The sequence below is a fragment of the Sphingobium algorifonticola genome, assembly GCF_004005485.1.
Taxonomy (GTDB): domain Bacteria; phylum Pseudomonadota; class Alphaproteobacteria; order Sphingomonadales; family Sphingomonadaceae; genus Sphingobium; species Sphingobium algorifonticola.
Genome location: NZ_RZUL01000001.1, coordinates 412581 through 429060, shown reverse-complemented (window position 1 = coordinate 429060; position 16480 = coordinate 412581). Strand labels below are relative to the sequence as shown.

Sequence of the window (16480 nt, the reverse complement as noted above, 5' to 3'; positions counted from 1 at the left end):
ACATTACCGAATGGGAGAGAGACAATGACGACGATCAGAAACATCGCGTTTGCCCTGATACTTGGAAGCAGCCTGCCGACGCTGGCCATCGCACAGACCGCCCAAAATTTTTATGTCGATCCGGCGCGGGGAAACGACACCAACAGCGGCACCGGTGCCGATCGCGCCTTCCGGTCGATCAGCGCCGCACAAAAGGCCGTTCGCAAGGCGAAACACATATCCGACATCACGGTGCATTTGCGCGGCGGCTATTATTTCGTCGATCGCACCCTCGTTTTTGGCCCTGAAGATGGCGGTGGCGCCAAGGCCAGGGTTGTTTATCGCGCTTATGCCGCTGACGAACGCCCGGTCATCAGCGGCGGCGTGAACCTGACCGGAAAGTGGAGCGACCCGGACGGCGACGGCATCTTCGAGGCACCGGTGCCTGCGGGCACACGATCGCGCAACCTCTATGTCGGCGGCACGCCTGCGTCACTGGCGGCGGGGCCAAGTCCGTTCAAGTCGGTGACGATCACGGACACGGGCTTTGTCGGCGATGGAACCGCGATACCCGCCTATCGCAATCCCGATCTTGTCGAGTTCGTCTGGCCGGGGTCTTGGAAGTGGCGCATTCTGTCGATGTCCAGGGCGGAGCTGATCGATGGCAAGACCGTGGTGACGATGAAGCAGCCCGGCTGGAGCCTGCGCAGCGGCGGCCGGGATTCCATCGAAAATCCCGGTTCGCCGATGCATGAGGAGTTGATCGCGAATCCGACCGAGGTGCGCAACGCTTTCGAACTGCTCGACCAGCCGGGCGAATGGTATCTCGATACGGCGCGAGATCGGATATTCTACAAACCGGTCGTCGGCACGGACATGGCCGCTGCGGAAACGATACTGGCTGTCGTGCCGGACACGCTGGTGCGGATCAATGGGACTGCCAAGCGCCCCGTGCGCAACCTTGTTTTCGAGAACATTGGTTTCGCACATGCCACGAACCTGCGGCCGCAATCTTCGTTCGGGCACATCGGAAATCAGTCCAACAGCTTGCGCGACAAAGCGGGCAGTTGGGAAGTGGGAAGCCCACCGGCCACGGTTCACACCCGCTTTGCCGATGCCGTTGCGTTCAGCGGTGTGCATATCTTCAACTCGGGCACTGCCGGTCTGTTTTTCGATCGCGGATCGAAGAACGGGACAGTGTCGGGCGCGACGATCGCCAATCTCGGCGGCAATGGTGTCCAGATCGGCGATCTTCGTCGTTCGATCGACGACATCGATTCATGCGTCGGATGCAATTCCAGATCGGCTGCGGATCGTGTGACCGCCGTTGCCGTCAACAACAACCATATCTATCGGATCGGACTGGATGCGCCCAACGCCGCCCAGGCCATTCACGCGGCGATGGCGGATAATGTTCTGGTAGCGCACAACGATATTCATGATGTGGGGTATACGCCCATCGCGCTTGGCTATCGCTGGAGCGACACGCCCGGCCCCTATGGGTCGAACCGCGTCATTGCCAATCGCCTGTACGATATCGTCAAGGCGGGCCGCGACGGCGGCGGCATCTACAACGTCGGCAATCAGCGGGGCACGGGGCAGCCCACGATCATAGCCGGAAATCACATCTTCATGATGCGGCACGATTTTGCGGCGCTGTATCCGGACGAGGGCAGTTCCGACATCCTGTGGGAGGGCAATGTCATCGAGAACATGGGGGAACGGACGTGGTTGCATAACAATTCCTATGCCCAGGGCATGAGTCAACGTGACCTGGTTATCCGCAACAACTTCAGCGACACCCCGTCCGCCAATTACGGGGGAACCCGCACAATCGATGCCGCGCGTTTCTTCCTTCCCGGCGCCCGACCCGTCGAAACCGATGCGATCGTTGCCAAGGCCGGTTTGGAACCTGGCCATCGTGCGATGCTGGCCTATGCGCCGATCTATCAGGCGGAACATGGCACCGGCTGCGTCGCCACCAGTCAGCATATCTCCGGCTTCAACGGGTCCGGTTATGCCTTGTGCGAAGGCGGCAAGCCACTCAAGATCATGCTGGACGCCGGTTTGGGAGGCCGCGCGTCCCTGTCGCTGCGTCATGCGGTTCAGGCGGACACCAAAGTCGATATCCGCATCGGCAAGCAGCGATATGCCGCAACGCTGAAAGCGGCGGATGCGGGCGGCTGGTCTACGGTCGCGGTGCCGATCATGACGACCAGGGGGCAGAATGAACTGACGATCATTCCCGAAAAGAGCATCAGCCTTGACCAGGTGACTCTCGGCGGCACGATCGCCGCGAATGGCCCGGACGATCTGGTGCCGGTTTCCGGCGCGCTGACGCGGCGCTCGACGATTGATCCCGATGCGGACTGGGATAATCTCGACCGCGTGGTCGACGGCAGCATTACAAGCGGAGAGGCCGTCGCCAAAGGCGCGGAAGCGTCGATCAGTTTTACGCTGGACGGTCGCTATCGTCGGATCACCGCAACCCTGACAGAGGACAATCAGGGCAAGGATCAGGTTACCGCCTGGCGCCTGCAACTCGAAAAGGACGGCAAGTGGGTCAGCCTGTCACCCTGGCTCAATTCCAACACCGATGCACCGCAGACCTATGCCATACGGAGAGATCATACATCGGGAAAACTGCGCGTTCTGCTGAAGAATGACGCGCCGGGTGGATCGGTTGGTCTGGTGGAGTTTCGCGCTTTCGGTGCCGACGCCGCATTGCCGCCGATGGAATGACCGGCGGACCGGCGGTCGCTTTTCGCCAGTGGCTATTGGGCGGCTATTCGAATGACCGCCTGACATTTTTCAGGAACAGACGGCTGGGCAGCACAAGCTTCATATAGGGCAGTATCTTCGCCAGCGCCCCGATGCGGATGATGTGCGGCCCGCCCGATCCTTGGGCGCGTTTGAGTATCATCTGCGCCAGATCGGCCGGTTCCATGCCGCTATCCTGATCCTCGATGAACGCCGCGATGGCGCGATCCCTGCTGCCGTCATAAACAGGCAGACGGGCGGCGGACCGTATACTCTTGCTTGATGCCGATGTGCGCACACCTGTGGTGAGGACGGTGATGACGTCGATATTGAACGGGGCCATTTCATGCGCGAGGCATTCGGCGAACGAGGCGATCGCCGCTTTGCTCGCGCTATAGAAACCGTGAAACGGTATCGCCGCGTCAGCGGCGCTGGACGCCATGATGATGATCTTGCCTGAGCGTTGCTCGCGCAGTTTCGGCAGAAAGGCCTGGATGACCGCTATCGTCCCGAAAACATAGGTGTCGAACTGCGCCTTGCCCTCGTCGATCGACGTTTCCTCAATAGCGCCAGCCGTATAGGCCCCCGCACTGACAACCAGCATGTCGATCCGGGCGAAGCGCGCAAGCGTCGCTTTGGCAAAGGCGTCAATCGAAGGCAGGCTGGTGATATTGACCGGTTGCCAGCCGATTGACGGTGCCGCCCATGTCGATGGACTGCGACTGCCGGCCTGAACGACATGGCCTTGCGCCGCCAGGGCTTCCGCCAACGCACGGCCAATGCCGCTGCTGGCCCCGATAACAACGCTGTTTCCCATGACGCCACTTTCTGCTGTTTCGGCAGTTGGCACCTGGTCTCTGAATATTGCTGCCTTATGTTTGATGATCTTTTTTTCCTCGACGACGCTCTGCTGCTGGACGCCGAGGCCCTCGATGCCCAGCCGGACGCTATCCCCCGGTTGCAGATAGACGGGCGGTTTCTGCCCCAGGCCGACGCCGGACGATGCGCACTTTCGACACGATCGGTTCCCCCCGTCAGAAATTGCGGACGGGCGCAGCCAAGTCCGCATCGCTGCCTGCAACTTTCGTAGCGCCCAGTCCAAATCGAAAGACAAGGAAAACGCTGCTGTCACGCACACGGCGGTCGCCGATCTCCTGCACCAGTTCATTTTTCGTGCGTGTCTTGACGTTTTGCCAGCGAAAGGGATTGTTGAAAGTCACATTCGCCGCGATGCGGGAGGACAAGCGGCGTTGATAGGACAGGTTGGTCGTAAGCAACGATCCTTTGATGCCCTGGCCGGTAAGGATACGGTTCGAAGCCTCGAAATTGGCTTGGATCTGATCGTCATCCGTAACGCGATAGTCTGCGCCGACCTTCACACTGGGGGCAAATATGCGGTCTTGCTGCGGATCACCAAACAAGCCCGTATAGTTGACTTGCATAATGGCTAGAACGCTGCTCAGCGACACACTAAAGCCCTGCGCAATTGCGTGCTTTCCACTTACATCGAGCCCATAGCTTTTTGCAGACCCGCTATTGACCTTGGTAGCCAGCAAGACGGATGATTGGATTAAATCCAGCCTGTCCACGATGTAACCCGCGGTATCGCGATAGAATAGTTTTCCGCTGAATTGCTGACCGCCGCCTTCCTTGCTCAATCCCAATTCCAAGAGATCAATGACTTCCGGTTTCAGGTCGGGATTGCCTTGGTACAGATTGAAGAGGTTGCCGAAGATTATGGCCGGGTTAAGGTCGGTAGGGACTGGCCGCTGAATGCGCCGCGCATAGTCAAACCGCACATTGGCACCAGATCTGGTTTTCAACGCCGCCGAAAAACTTGGGTTGAACCGGTCCGGTCCTTGAGACATCCAGCTGCGTTCGCCTATTTTCTGGCGGGCGTGTTCATATCGGACGCCAACACCCAGTAAAACTCCGCCAAGGCGCAAATCACTTTTGGCATAAAGCCCCAATATGGCGCGTTTATATGCGAAACTGGAAACAAAATCGCCGTTCTCGGTCGTTACATCCGTGTCAGGGTCTATCAGGAACGCAGAGTTCTCATATGCCTGATCCAGGCGTTCGAACTGTCCACCCATAGCCAAGTTCAGGCGCCCGGCCTTGCGCTGATAGTCTGTGCCCAGCGTTAAAAATCGATTGTCCCGTCGCTCGATCAGATAGTCGATATAATCTGATCTGACAGGAACCGAGAACTGGTTGAGAACGAAGTCGAATCCGTCGAAAGATGTCTTCCCGATACTGGCATTCAAGGACAACGAGTCTTTTTTGCCGTTATGTGCGTAGCGGGCGGTTGCCTCGGCATCATATCGCCGGTCATAGCTGCGCAGAGCCGTCCGCATGAGGTCTAGAAGTGTGATCCCGCTTTGTGCAAATTGCTGCTGCCGCGCGTCGGACTGACAATCCCCTCTGCGTCCCCACATGGTTCCGCCAAGGGTGACAGTATCGATGGACGAGAGGTCGGCAGAGGCGCTGCCGCCCAGATCCCATCTTTTTTGCGCACATCGGTTGTTGCGCGCGATGGTCAGGCGGGTAGTCTCGCCGGTATCGGGGTCTGTCGTGATACGATCAGTCCCGTTGATGCTGCCGGGATAATCGCGCCGATAGCCCGCATTGCCTTCAACACGCGCCCCTGATAGCTGCCCGCTGCCTGACAACGACACCTTGTACCGCCTGCTGGAGCCAACTGCGGCAAGCGCAGAGCCCTTGGGGCGTGTGTCGCGCGTCTTTCGCGTCACAAGGTTGATGACGCCGCCGCCGCCGTTGCTGGTGAACTGGACTGGCGGCGTTGTGTACACTTCCACACGCTCAAGCTGATCGGCGGACATGGATTGTAGAGCCACGGCCTGCTCGTCACCCTGAAGCGAGGTCGCAAGCTTGCCATCGATCAAGATCGTCACATCTTCCTGACCGCGCAATGCGACTTTGCCGTCAGGGTCGACACTGACCGAGGGCACGCGATTGAGTGCATCGGCGACGGTGACCGTCGCATTGCTGGTGGCGGCCTGAACATTGTAGGTCACGCGGTCGGACGGGCCGGATCGTGTCGCCGTCACTACGATATCATTGGCTTGCTCTACCGGGGGCTGCGGGGGATTGGCGCTCCCTTGCACTTCGGCCGGCGTATCTTTTTGAGGCAAGGGGCGCCCAGTTTCGGGAAGAGGCGGCGCATCGGAGAGGGTCGCCATAGCTATCAGGGAGACTATGGCCGCGCTCATGTCGCTCACCCTTCCTCGACGACGCTCTGCTGCTGCACGCCCAGCCCGTCGATGCCCAGCCGGACGCTATCCCCCGGTTGCAGATAGACGGGGGGTTTCTGCCCCAGGCCGACGCCGGCCGGCGTTCCGGTCGTAACGATGTCGCCGGGCTGGAGGCTCATGAACTGGCTGATATAGGACAGCAGAAAGGCAGGGCGGAAAATCATGTCTGCGGTGCTGCCATCCTGATAACGACGGCCGTTGACCTCAAGCCACATCCGGCGATCGAGGATGTCGTGCGCCTCGTCGGCGGTGACCAGCCACGGGCCGATCGGACCGAAGCTGTCGCACCCCTTGCCCTTGTCCCACGTTCCGCCGCGTTCCAGCTGGAATGCCCGCTCGGACACATCATGGCAGACGAAATATCCCGCGATCGCCGCGGCGGCCTGCGCTTCGTCGACATACCGGCATTCGGCACCCACGACGAACGCCAATTCGACTTCCCAGTCCAGCTTCTGCGCGCCGCGTGGGCGGATCACCGGGTCATTCGGGCCGGACAGCGCGCTCGTCGCCTTGGCGAACAGCACCGGTTCTTCGGGTATCGCAGCGCCGGTTTCGCGGGCATGATCGTGATAGTTGAGGCCGATGCACAGGAACTTGCCGGGTCGGCCGACGCAGGGCCCGATCCGCACGTCGCCGGAAACGACTGGCAAGGTCGATGGATCGATAGCGCGCAGACGGTCGATCGCGCCGCTGCCGAGCATGGGGCCATCGATATCCGTCACGATCGCCGACAGATCGCGGATTTGATGATTGGCGTCCAGAAGGGCGGGGCGTTCCTGTCCCGCGGTGCCATAGCGTAACAGCTTCATCGCATATCCTTTAACGGGGTGGAATAAGCGGGAGCGGGCGTCAGTTCGCCCATCCGCCATCGATCACATGCACCTGACCGGTCGTGAAGGCGGCGTCATCCGATGCCAGATACAGCGCCAGCGCCGCAATTTCCTCAGGCCGTCCGATCCGCCCCATGGGTTGTCTGGCGGTGAAGGCGGCCCAGGCGGCCTCATAGTCGCCCGTCGCCCGCAGGCGGTCATGCAGCGACGGGGTGTCGACCGTTCCGGGGCAGATGGCGTTGCACCTTATGCCGCGCGTGACATAGTCCATCGCCACCGACTTGCTCAGCCCGACAACGGCGGCCTTGCTGACGCTATAGGCAAAGCGATTGGGCACGGCCTTTACCGATCCGGCGACCGACGCCATGTTGATGATCGATCCGCCGCCGTTGTCGATCATGGCGGGCAAGGCGGCCTTCACCATCGTCGCCATGGCCGTGACGTTGAGGTCAAGGGAAAAGGCCAGGTCCGCCTCGGTGCATTCCAATATGGCGCCGTTGGCAACGAACCCCGCGCAGTTGAAGAGAACGTCGAGCGGGCCACTTTCGGCAAGCAAGGCCTCTATGGCCTGTGCATCCCGCACATCCAGTTGCCGCACGATCAGGCCGTCTGCATCGGCAAGCGGTTCGACATTGATGTCCGTCGCAAAAACCTGCGCGCCTTCCGCCGCGAACAGTTCCGCCGTCGCACGGCCGATCCCCTGTGCCGCCGCGGTTACCAGCGCGACCTTGCCATTCAAACGGCCTTTCATCCTGTCATCCCCTGTCAATGCCATAGATACGCAGCGCGTTTGCGCCGAAAACTGCGGAATGCTGGGCCGCCGGTACGGATCGACGGCAAAGGTCGATCCAGTCGCCATAGCGGCCCGCCAATGTCAGGACAGGCCAGTCGCTGCCCCAGATCAGCCTGTCCGGTCCGAACAGATCGACAAGCACTGCGATCGTCGCAACAAGGTCTGCTTCGGTGGCACCGGCGGTCATTTCCGTCATCAGGCCGGACAGCTTGCAGGCGATGTTCGGCCGCAGCGCCGCCTCGCCAATTGCTGACCGCCACACCGCTTCGGCCGCCCTGTCGCCGATCGCTGGCTTGCCCGCGTGATCGATCACGATGGTCAGTCCGGGAAATCGGTCAGCGAGCCGGGTGATTGCGGCGATCTGGTCGGGGCGCACCAGCGCATCGAACACCATGCATCGATCGGCCATCGCGCAAAGGGCTGGTTCAAGGGCCGTCCCCAATATCCACTCCCTGTCCGCCATGTCCTGCAACATCGGGCGCAAGCCGACGCAGGGGCCAGCGCGTTGGGCAACCCTGGCCGCCGCGTCTGGGGCCGCGAGATCAATCCAGCCGACAATCCCGACGACCCATGGCGTCGCACGGGCCAGTGCGATCATATAGTCGGTTTCGGCCTCGGTTTCCGCGGCCTGGACAAGAATGGTTCCGGTAACGCCATGGGCGCGAGACTGATCAATCAGGTCAGCAGGGCCGAACACCCGGTCGAGCGGCGAGCCCGGAGAAAGCCAGTGATAGTCGCCGCGCGACGGATCCCAGAAATGCTGATGCGCGTCGATCAGCACGGTGTCGGCAATCCGGGCAAGGGCGCATCCGGGCGCACCAGACCCTCGGCACGAAGCTGCGCCCAGAAGTCGCCGGGAATGGCCTGCGTCGCCAGCGCCTGCGTCTGCTGCACCCGCGCCACACTGCCCAGGCCCGGAATGACGCTGGCCACCGCAGGATGCGCCAGCGGAAACTGAAGCGCGGCGGCGGCAAGCGGTATGTCATGATCGCGGCACAGGGCCTCGATGCGCGCAACTTTTTCGACCACATGTGCCGGGGCCACCCCGTAATCATAGTGAACGGGCCCGGCCTGACGGGTGCCGGTGGCGAGGATCCCCGAATTATAAGGGCCACCGATGACCACTGCCGTCCCTGCGGCGAGGCAGGCCGGCAGCATGTCATCAAGAGCGTCTTGTTCCAGCAGCGTATAACGGCCAGCCAGCAATATCGCATCGAGCTGCGCATGCGCCATCACCTCCGCGCACGCTTCAAGCTCGTTCACCCCTATGCCGAAGCCCGATATGACGCCTTCCTCGCGCAACGCCTCCAGCGCGCGCAGCCCGCCGCCCGCTACCAGCGCGTCCATGTGCTGACCGTTCGCCGCGCCATGGGTGCGATGGCCGATGTCGTGGATGTAGAGCAGGTCGATCCGCGCCAGGCCGAGCCGCTGAAAACTGTCCTCGACCGACCGCATGATCGCGTCATGACTATAATCGTAATGCGGCGCGAACGGCATGGGGGAGCAGAAGCCGTGCCGTTCGCGATCGTCGCCCACCGAAGGATCGGGGCGCAGCAGTCGCCCGACCTTTGTTGAAAGAACGATATCCTTGCGTCCCCGCACCACATCGCCGACACGCCTTTCGGACAGGCCGAACCCGTAATAAGGCGCGGTGTCGATATAGGTCATGCCCGCATCAAGGGCGGCCAGAACGGTCGCCTCGGCCTCCGCATCCGAAACCGGTCGGTAAAGATTGCCTATCGAAGCCGCGCCGAAGCCCAGCGCCGGAAGGGCCAGGCCGGATTGGGCAAGCCGGTTCACCAAAGGGCTGCTCACGTCTCGGTATCCGGCAAAATGAAGATACGTTTCATCTCCAGCCATTTTGCATCGGGCGAGGCCGCCGGCAGTGGCTTCTGGTACAACAGCATCTCGTTTTCCCATTGTACGACGCGGGAATGGGGCGGCAGCGGGCGGGGATAGTCTTCCGAAACCTCGCACAGCATCACCAGACGATCCGCCGCGCGCCATATCTCCATCTCGATGACGCCCTGCTGCCGGATGTGGCGCAGGACTTCGGGCCAGACGGCACCTGGTGCATGACGTGCTTCGTAAGCGGCGATCAGGTCGCGGTCGCTTTTCAGGTCCAGCACGAAGCATCGCCGCATGCCTCTCTCCCTTATTGCTTGACTATTTCTTCCAATATATAGAATGTCGATCTATCAGTAAATCAAAATCGTTCGTTTTGAACGGCGGTGTTTCAATTGCAATCGGATCTGCCAGAAATATGATCGCCCGTTCTCCAGCCGATTTCCGTACCTTGGCGAAACGGCGACTGCCGAGATTCCTGTTCGACTATCTGGATGGCGCGGCCCAATCGGAAGGCACGGCGGCGCGCAACGTCCGCGATCTGGCCGCAATCCGCCTGCGCCAGCGGGTACTGCAGGATGTGTCGCGCATAGACTTGTCCACCAATCTTTTCGGCACGCATCAGTCCATGCCGATCGGACTTGGTCCCGTTGGCATCGCCGGGCTTTATGCGCGGCGCGGAGAGGTGCAGGCGGCGCGGGCGGCGCAGGCAGCCGCTATTCCCTTCGCGTTATCCACGGTATCCCTGTGCAGCCTCTCGGAGGTCGTACGCGACAGCGGTGCCACACCATGGTTCCAGCTTTATGTGATCCGCGATCGCGGCTTCATGAAGGAACTGCTGGCCGAAGCGCGGTCGCAGGGATGTCCCGGGCTTTTCTTCACCGTCGATATGCCTGCCCCCGGCATCCGGTATCGGGATGCCTATTCCGGCATGTCAGGCCGCCACGCGCCGGCGCGACGCGCACTGCAGGCGCTGACGCATCCCCGATGGCTTTGGGATGTGGGCATCCGGGGCCGTCCGCATGTGCTCGGCAATGTAGCGCCGGTCCTCAAGCAGGGTAGCGGCCTTGAGGATTTCATGGGCTGGCTGGGTGCGAACTTCGACCCGTCGATCGCCTGGCGCGATATCGCCTGGCTGCGCGAGCAATGGGACGGGCCACTGGTCATCAAGGGCATATTGGATGCCGGTGACGCGCTCCAGGCCGAAGCCCTTGGCGCCGACGGCATAGTGGTATCCAATCATGGCGGCCGACAGTTGGACGGTGCGCCATCCACAGCAGAGGCGCTGCCGCACATTGCGAAAGCGGTGGCGGGGCGCATGGTCATTCTCGCTGACTCCGGTATCCGGTCGGGTGTGGATGTGTTGCGGATGCTGGCGCTTGGCGCGAATGGCGTACTGCTGGGGCGTGCCTGGGTCTATGCGCTGGCCGCCGGAGGTGAAGCGGGCGTGACTCGCCTGCTGACTTTTCTGGAAAGCGAATTGCGGGTCGCGATGGCGCTGACCGGCTGCGTTTCGGTCGCGTCGATCCATAATGGCGTGCTGTACGACACAAAAAAAGGTGAGGATGATGCCTAAGATTACTGCAATGCGCGTGCTCGATATCCGCTTTCCCACGTCACTATCCCTCGACGGGTCGGATGCGATGAACCCGGAACCGGACTATTCGGCCGCCTATCTGATCCTCGAATGCGACAACGGTTTTGCCGGACACGGGCTGACCTTCACGATCGGTCGCGGAAATGAAATCTGCTGTGCCGCCATCCGTTCGCTCGCGCCAAGAGTCGTGGGCCTCGATCTCGACTGGATCCGCGAAGACGGCGGGCGCTTCTGGCGGCACATCACCGGCGACAGCCAGCTTCGCTGGATCGGGCCGGACAAGGGGGCGATGCATCTGGCAACCGGGGCGGTCGTCAACGCCGTCTGGGATCTGTGGGCAAAGACGCAGGGCAAGCCGGTCTGGCGCCTGATTGCCGACATGGCACCGGCAGACATCGTGCGGCTGGTGGATTTCCGCTATCTTACCGACGTTCTGCCGCCGGAAGAGGCGCTGGACCTGCTTGAAGCCAGGGCAGACGGCAAGGCAGCGCGGATTGCCGACCTCGAAACGAACGGATATCCCTGTTACACGACATCCGCGGGGTGGCTGGGCTATGCGGACGACAAGCTGCGCCGCCTGTGCCAGGAAGCGGTCGATGCCGGTTTCCAGCATATAAAGCTGAAAGTCGGTGCAAGCCTTGATGATGATATTCGCCGCGTACGGATTGCGCGGGAGGTTATCGGCAACGACCGGCAGCTGATGATCGACGCCAATCAGGTCTGGGAAGTCGATCAGGCGATCGCATGGGTGAACGCGCTCGCATTTGCCGAGCCTTGGTTCATCGAGGAGCCCACCAGCCCGGACGACATCATCGGGCATCGGCGCATTCGCTCCGCTGTGGCGCCGGTGAAGATTGCGACCGGCGAGATGTGCCAGAACCGTATCCTGTTCAAGCAATTCATGGATCAGCAGGCCATCGACGTCGTGCAGATCGATGCGTGCCGCATCGGCGGCCTCAACGAAGTGCTCGCGGTGTTGCTGATGGCGGCAAAGTTCGACCTTCCGGTCTGCCCCCATGCCGGCGGCGTGGGGTTGTGCGAATATGTGCAGCATCTCGCCATGATCGACTATGTCGCGATCGCCGGCAGCCGGGAAGGGCGGGTCATCGAATATGTCGATCACCTGCACGAGCATTTCGTCGATCCCTGCATCGTCCGCAACGCCGCATATATGCCTCCGGCTGCACCGGGCTTCTCCATAGAAATGAAGCCGCAATCGATCCTCGATCATTTGTGGAGCTGACATGATCGCCCCGCGCTTCGTCGGCTAGGTCATCGCTCGAAGCGCGCCGATCCGGGGACGACGTTGTTCCTCCTGCCGATGCGGACGTGACGGCACCGTCGGCTTTTCGGGCGATCAGCTGCGATCGATCATATGGTCCACCAGTTCGCCGAGGAAATCGACGACCGCACGAATGCGAGGCATTTTCTGCTGGTCGGCGTGCATGACCAGCCAGTAGCTGCGCCGCACCTCGACGAGATCGGGCAATATGCGGGTGAGCCGCTGGTCACGCTCGGCCGCTATGCAATGCAGCATCGCCAGTCCCGCTCCGGCGGCGACGGCGGCCTGCTGCGCGGAGCTTGAGCTTGACCGGAACACGGTCGCAACACCGGGCAGCGCCGTTTCCAGTGCGTTCAATTCCGGATAATCGAGCAACTCGTCGATATAGGATATGAAGGCGTGCCCAGATAGCGCCGCTCTGTCCGTGATCGGGCCATGCGCCGCAAGATAGCTTCGCGCGGCATACATGCCGATACGATAATCGGCCAGCTTGCGCGCCACCAGCCGTCCGCGCGGTGGAGGCTTCAGCGCAATCGCGATATCCGCTTCGCGCTTGGAAAGACTGACAAACCGGCTTTCCGGTGCCAATTCCAGCACCAGGGAGGGATATCGCGATCGGAATTCGGCCATGCGCGGCGCAACCAGCGATGTTCCAAACACCTCAGGCGTGGCGAGCCGCACGGTGCCGGTGATTTCGCCGTCCGCGCGCGCGACGCAGGAGGCTGCGGCGATCAGTTCTGTTTCGATCCGTTCCGCGTGGCCGATCAGCGCGCCCGCCGCCTCTGTTGGGGTCAATCCTCTCGGCGAGCGGTCAAAAAGCCGCGCGCCCAGTGCCCGCTCCAATGCCGTGAGGCGACGCGACACCGTGCTGTGATCGACCCCCAGCCGCTTGGCCGCCGCGAGCGTATTCCCAAAGCGCAGAATGGCGAGGAAAACACGTAGCTGTTCGGAATCGAGCATTGGTATCTCTGCACAATGGATATGCATCCATAGGCCTGTTTGTGCAAAGCTGACAAGTTTATGTCGCGACTCTCAATCGGACCTGGAGGGTATCTTGCGCAGCATCACGCATTTCATCGGAGGCAGATCGGCAACGTGGGACGGCACCCACACCAGCGATGTCTATGACCCGTCAACGGGCCAGGTGCAGGCGAAGGTCAGTCTGGGCGACGCGTCTCAACTCGCGCGTGCCGTGGAAAACGCCCGGACTGCGCAGCCGGAATGGGCCGCGCTCAATCCGCAGCGCCGCGCCAGGGTGATATCCCGGTTCAAGGATCTGATCGAGCAGAACATGGACGACCTTGCCCGCCTGCTCTCTTCGGAACATGGCAAGGTGATCGCCGATTCCAAGGGGGACATTCAGCGCGGGCTGGAGGTCGTCGAGTTTGCATGCGGGATTCCCCATCTGATAAAGGGTGAGTACACGGAGGGCGCTGGTCCTGGCATCGACGTCTATTCGCTGCGTCAGCCTCTGGGCATCTGCGCTGGCATCACGCCTTTCAACTTCCCGGCCATGATCCCGTTGTGGATGGCCGCGCCCGCAATCGCCTGTGGCAACGCCTTCATCCTCAAGCCATCCGAGCGCGATCCGTCCGTGCCCGTGCGCCTGGCCGAGCTGGCGCTGGAAGCGGGGCTGCCCGAGGGCATCTTCAATGTCATCCACGGAGACAAGGAAATGGTCGATGCCATTCTCGATCATCCCGACATCAAGGCGGTCAGCTTCGTGGGATCATCGGACATTGCGCAATATGTCTATGGCCGGGGGGCATCACAGGGCAAGCGGATGCAGTGCATGGGTGGTGCCAAGAACCATGGCATCGTCCTGCCCGATGCGGATATGGATCAGGTCGTGGCCGATATCGTGGGCGCTGCCTTCGGTTCGGCAGGCGAGCGGTGCATGGCGCTGCCGGTCGTGACGCCCGTGGGTGACGCGGTTGCGACCGAGCTGCGGCAACGACTGGTCGAAGCAATCGGCAAATTGCGGGTCGGCATCGCTACCGACCCGGACGCGCATTACGGCCCTGTCGTCGGCGCGCAGCACAAGGCGCGGATCGAAAGCTATATCCAGATGGCGGTCGATGAGGGCGCTGAATTGGTGATCGACGGCCGTGGCTTCAGCCTTCAGGGCTATGAGCAGGGGTATTTTCTTGCGCCGACGCTGATCGATCATGTCCGGCCGGACATGACCAGCTATCAGGAGGAGATATTCGGACCCGTTCTCCAGATCCTGCGGGCGCAAAGCTTCGATGAGGCCCTCAGCTATCCGTCACGTCATCAATATGGGAATGGCGTTGCGATCTTTACGCGCAATGGCGACTATGCGCGCAAATTCGCGAGCAGCGTGGACGTTGGAATGGTCGGCATCAACGTGCCGATCCCTGTTCCGGTGGCCTATCACAGTTTCGGCGGCTGGAAGCGGTCAGGCTTTGGCGACCTGGACCAATATGGGGAAGATGGCATCCGCTTTTTCACGCGCACCAAGAAGGTAACGCAACGCTGGCCATCGGGCGGGGCCGTGATCGACCAGAGTTTCGTCATACCGACGATGAAATAGGGGGCGATTGCCCCGTCAGGCATGGATGTCTCGTTCCCCTGCGAAAGCAGGGGGGCAGGGCCTGAAATGCTGGTCCGAGCGGCCCTGGGCGCCCCGCTTTTGCGGGGGAACCATACCCTGGTTGCCGGAACAGTAGAGCGGCCAAACAGGCATCTGTGCCAATTCGTGGTCGCGCCGCAATGCCTGCCGAAGTGCCGCGTCAGCGCATTGGCCGTTCAAACCAGAGCGTCGATCAGCAGTACCATGATGATCCCCACGAGTCCCACCAGGGTCTCCATGAGCGACCAGGACTTGATCGTCTCCGCAATGGTCAGGCCGAAATACTCCTTGAACATCCAGAAGCCGGAGTCGTTGACGTGGCTGAACATCAGGCTGCCCGCGCCCACGGCCAGCACCATCATGGCGGGATCGGTGCCGGAGGCCGCGAGGAGGGGGGCGACGATGCCCGCAGCCGCAAGGCCCGCGACCGTTGCCGAGCCGAGCGCCGCACGCAGCAGCGCCGCCGTCCCCCAGCCGAGGATCAGAGGATTGAGCGGGATGTCGGCCAGCCCCTCCGCCAGCGAACCGCTGACGCCGGTAACGGTCAGCACCTGCTTCAACGCGCCGGCGCCCGCAATGATCAGCAGTATCGGGGCGACGGATGCGATGGCATCATTGAAGCTGGCCATCAGCGGTGGCAGTGCCCGCCCCGCGCGGATCCAAAGGACGTAGGTCGCGACGACCAGCGATAGCAACAGGGCCGTCATGGGATGGGACAGCAGGGCAAACCACCCGCTGCCCGTCGCGCCCGCATGACCGGACGACAGCACGGTGCCCGCTATCGCAAGGATCGGCAGCAAGGCCATGGCGAAGCTTGCCAATGGCGAGGGCAAGTCATCCGCCGGTGCCGAGGCGGCGTTGCCCTGGTCGATGGGTGACGATGCGCCTTTGGGCATCAGCCGCAACGTCAGCAGGACGGCAATGAACAATGTCGGCAACGCCACCATCAGGCCGTACAGCAACGTTCTTCCGATATCGGCCTGGAACTGCGCGACGAGCGCGAGCGGGGCGGGGTGCGGCGGGAGGAAACCATGGGCGACCGACAGCCCCGAGAGTAACGGAATGGCTATTACCGTCGGTGATGCGCGGGCCTGCTGCACCAGGGCCAGCACGAGGGGGACGAGCAGCACAAAGCCGACGTTGTACAGCAGCGGCAGACCCACCACGAACCCGGTCAGCATCAGCGGTACCGTCAGCGCGTTGCCACTGAACCTTCCAAGCAAGGACTGCGCGATCTGTTGCGCTGCGCCGCTTTTGGCAATGAGCTGCCCGAACATCGCGCCAAGACAGATAATCACCGCAAGCGAACCCAGCATGTCGGCAATGCCCCGCTCGATCGTCGGCGCGATCTGCTCCGGCGGAAGCCCGAGCAGGATGGCGCAGCTGATCGCGGAGACCAGAAATGCGACGAATGGCTGGATTTTCAGCCACCCGATCAACACAATCAGAATAACGATCGGTAGCGCCGCGAGGATGTAGATCATCGATCAACCTTGACGATGGGCATCATGAAGAGGTGATTGACC

General features: G+C 61.7%; 13 protein-coding genes. 4 read left to right on the top strand and 9 right to left on the bottom strand.

Going from position 1 to position 16480, the window contains the following annotated elements:
- The first annotated feature begins 24 nt into the window (after positions 1–24).
- Complete coding sequence (locus tag ENE74_RS02175; RefSeq protein ID WP_127688994.1) at positions 25–2721, top strand: hypothetical protein; 2697 nt, start codon at positions 25–27, stop codon at positions 2719–2721.
- 43 nt (positions 2722–2764) lie between these two features.
- On the opposite strand, the gene ENE74_RS02170 is transcribed toward ENE74_RS02175, so the two are convergent.
- The 7 genes from ENE74_RS02170 to ENE74_RS02140 form a co-directional block, all read right to left on the bottom strand.
- Complete coding sequence (locus tag ENE74_RS02170) at positions 2765–3556, bottom strand: SDR family NAD(P)-dependent oxidoreductase (RefSeq protein ID WP_164847356.1); 792 nt, start codon at positions 3554–3556, stop codon at positions 2765–2767.
- Between the two features lie 217 nt (positions 3557–3773).
- Positions 3774–5972, bottom strand: coding sequence for a TonB-dependent receptor (locus tag ENE74_RS02165; RefSeq protein WP_127688992.1), 2199 nt, complete (start codon positions 5970–5972; stop codon positions 3774–3776).
- 5 nt (positions 5973–5977) lie between these two features.
- Complete coding sequence (locus tag ENE74_RS02160) at positions 5978–6823, bottom strand: fumarylacetoacetate hydrolase family protein (RefSeq protein ID WP_127688991.1); 846 nt, start codon at positions 6821–6823, stop codon at positions 5978–5980.
- Between the two features lie 40 nt (positions 6824–6863).
- A complete protein-coding gene (locus tag ENE74_RS02155; protein ID WP_127688990.1) occupies positions 6864–7595 on the bottom strand; it encodes an SDR family oxidoreductase in 732 nt (243 codons plus the stop codon).
- Positions 7596–7599: 4 nt separating this feature from the next.
- On the bottom strand, positions 7600–8418 hold the full coding sequence (locus tag ENE74_RS02150) for an amidohydrolase family protein (RefSeq protein WP_206517619.1): 819 nt from the start codon (positions 8416–8418) through the stop codon (positions 7600–7602).
- Positions 8412–9452: an aldo/keto reductase gene (locus ENE74_RS02145; RefSeq protein ID WP_241241779.1), complete on the bottom strand. Its 1041-nt coding sequence runs from the start codon at positions 9450–9452 to the stop codon at positions 8412–8414. The genes ENE74_RS02150 and ENE74_RS02145 overlap by 7 nt, the downstream gene beginning before the upstream one ends.
- Entirely contained in the window at positions 9449–9766 is a 318-nt protein-coding gene (locus ENE74_RS02140) for an L-rhamnose mutarotase (protein ID WP_206517618.1), read from the bottom strand. The genes ENE74_RS02145 and ENE74_RS02140 overlap by 4 nt, the downstream gene beginning before the upstream one ends.
- A gap of 134 nt (positions 9767–9900) precedes the next feature.
- On the opposite strand from ENE74_RS02140, the gene lldD reads away from it, so the two are divergent.
- Both lldD and ENE74_RS02130 read left to right on the top strand, forming a co-directional pair.
- Positions 9901–11058 carry an FMN-dependent L-lactate dehydrogenase LldD gene (gene lldD / locus ENE74_RS02135; protein WP_127688986.1) on the top strand — a complete coding sequence of 386 codons (1158 nt, stop codon included), beginning with the start codon at positions 9901–9903 and terminating at the stop codon, positions 11056–11058.
- Positions 11051–12322 carry an L-fuconate dehydratase gene (locus tag ENE74_RS02130; RefSeq protein ID WP_127688985.1) on the top strand — a complete coding sequence of 424 codons (1272 nt, stop codon included), beginning with the start codon at positions 11051–11053 and terminating at the stop codon, positions 12320–12322. The genes lldD and ENE74_RS02130 overlap by 8 nt, the downstream gene beginning before the upstream one ends.
- 114 nt (positions 12323–12436) lie before the next feature.
- Here the strand turns inward: ENE74_RS02130 and ENE74_RS02125 are convergent, their stop codons facing one another.
- Entirely contained in the window at positions 12437–13321 is an 885-nt protein-coding gene (locus tag ENE74_RS02125) for a LysR family transcriptional regulator (protein WP_127688984.1), read from the bottom strand.
- 94 nt (positions 13322–13415) lie between these two features.
- Here ENE74_RS02125 and ENE74_RS02120 point away from each other — a divergent pair, with 94 nt between their 5' ends.
- Positions 13416–14915, top strand: a complete 1500-nt coding sequence (locus ENE74_RS02120; protein WP_127688983.1) for a CoA-acylating methylmalonate-semialdehyde dehydrogenase — start codon at positions 13416–13418, stop codon at positions 14913–14915.
- A 215-nt stretch (positions 14916–15130) separates the two neighbouring features.
- On the opposite strand, the gene ENE74_RS02115 is transcribed toward ENE74_RS02120, so the two are convergent.
- Positions 15131–16438 carry a GntP family permease gene (locus tag ENE74_RS02115; protein ID WP_127688982.1) on the bottom strand — a complete coding sequence of 436 codons (1308 nt, stop codon included), beginning with the start codon at positions 16436–16438 and terminating at the stop codon, positions 15131–15133.
- Positions 16439–16480 lie beyond the last annotated feature (42 nt).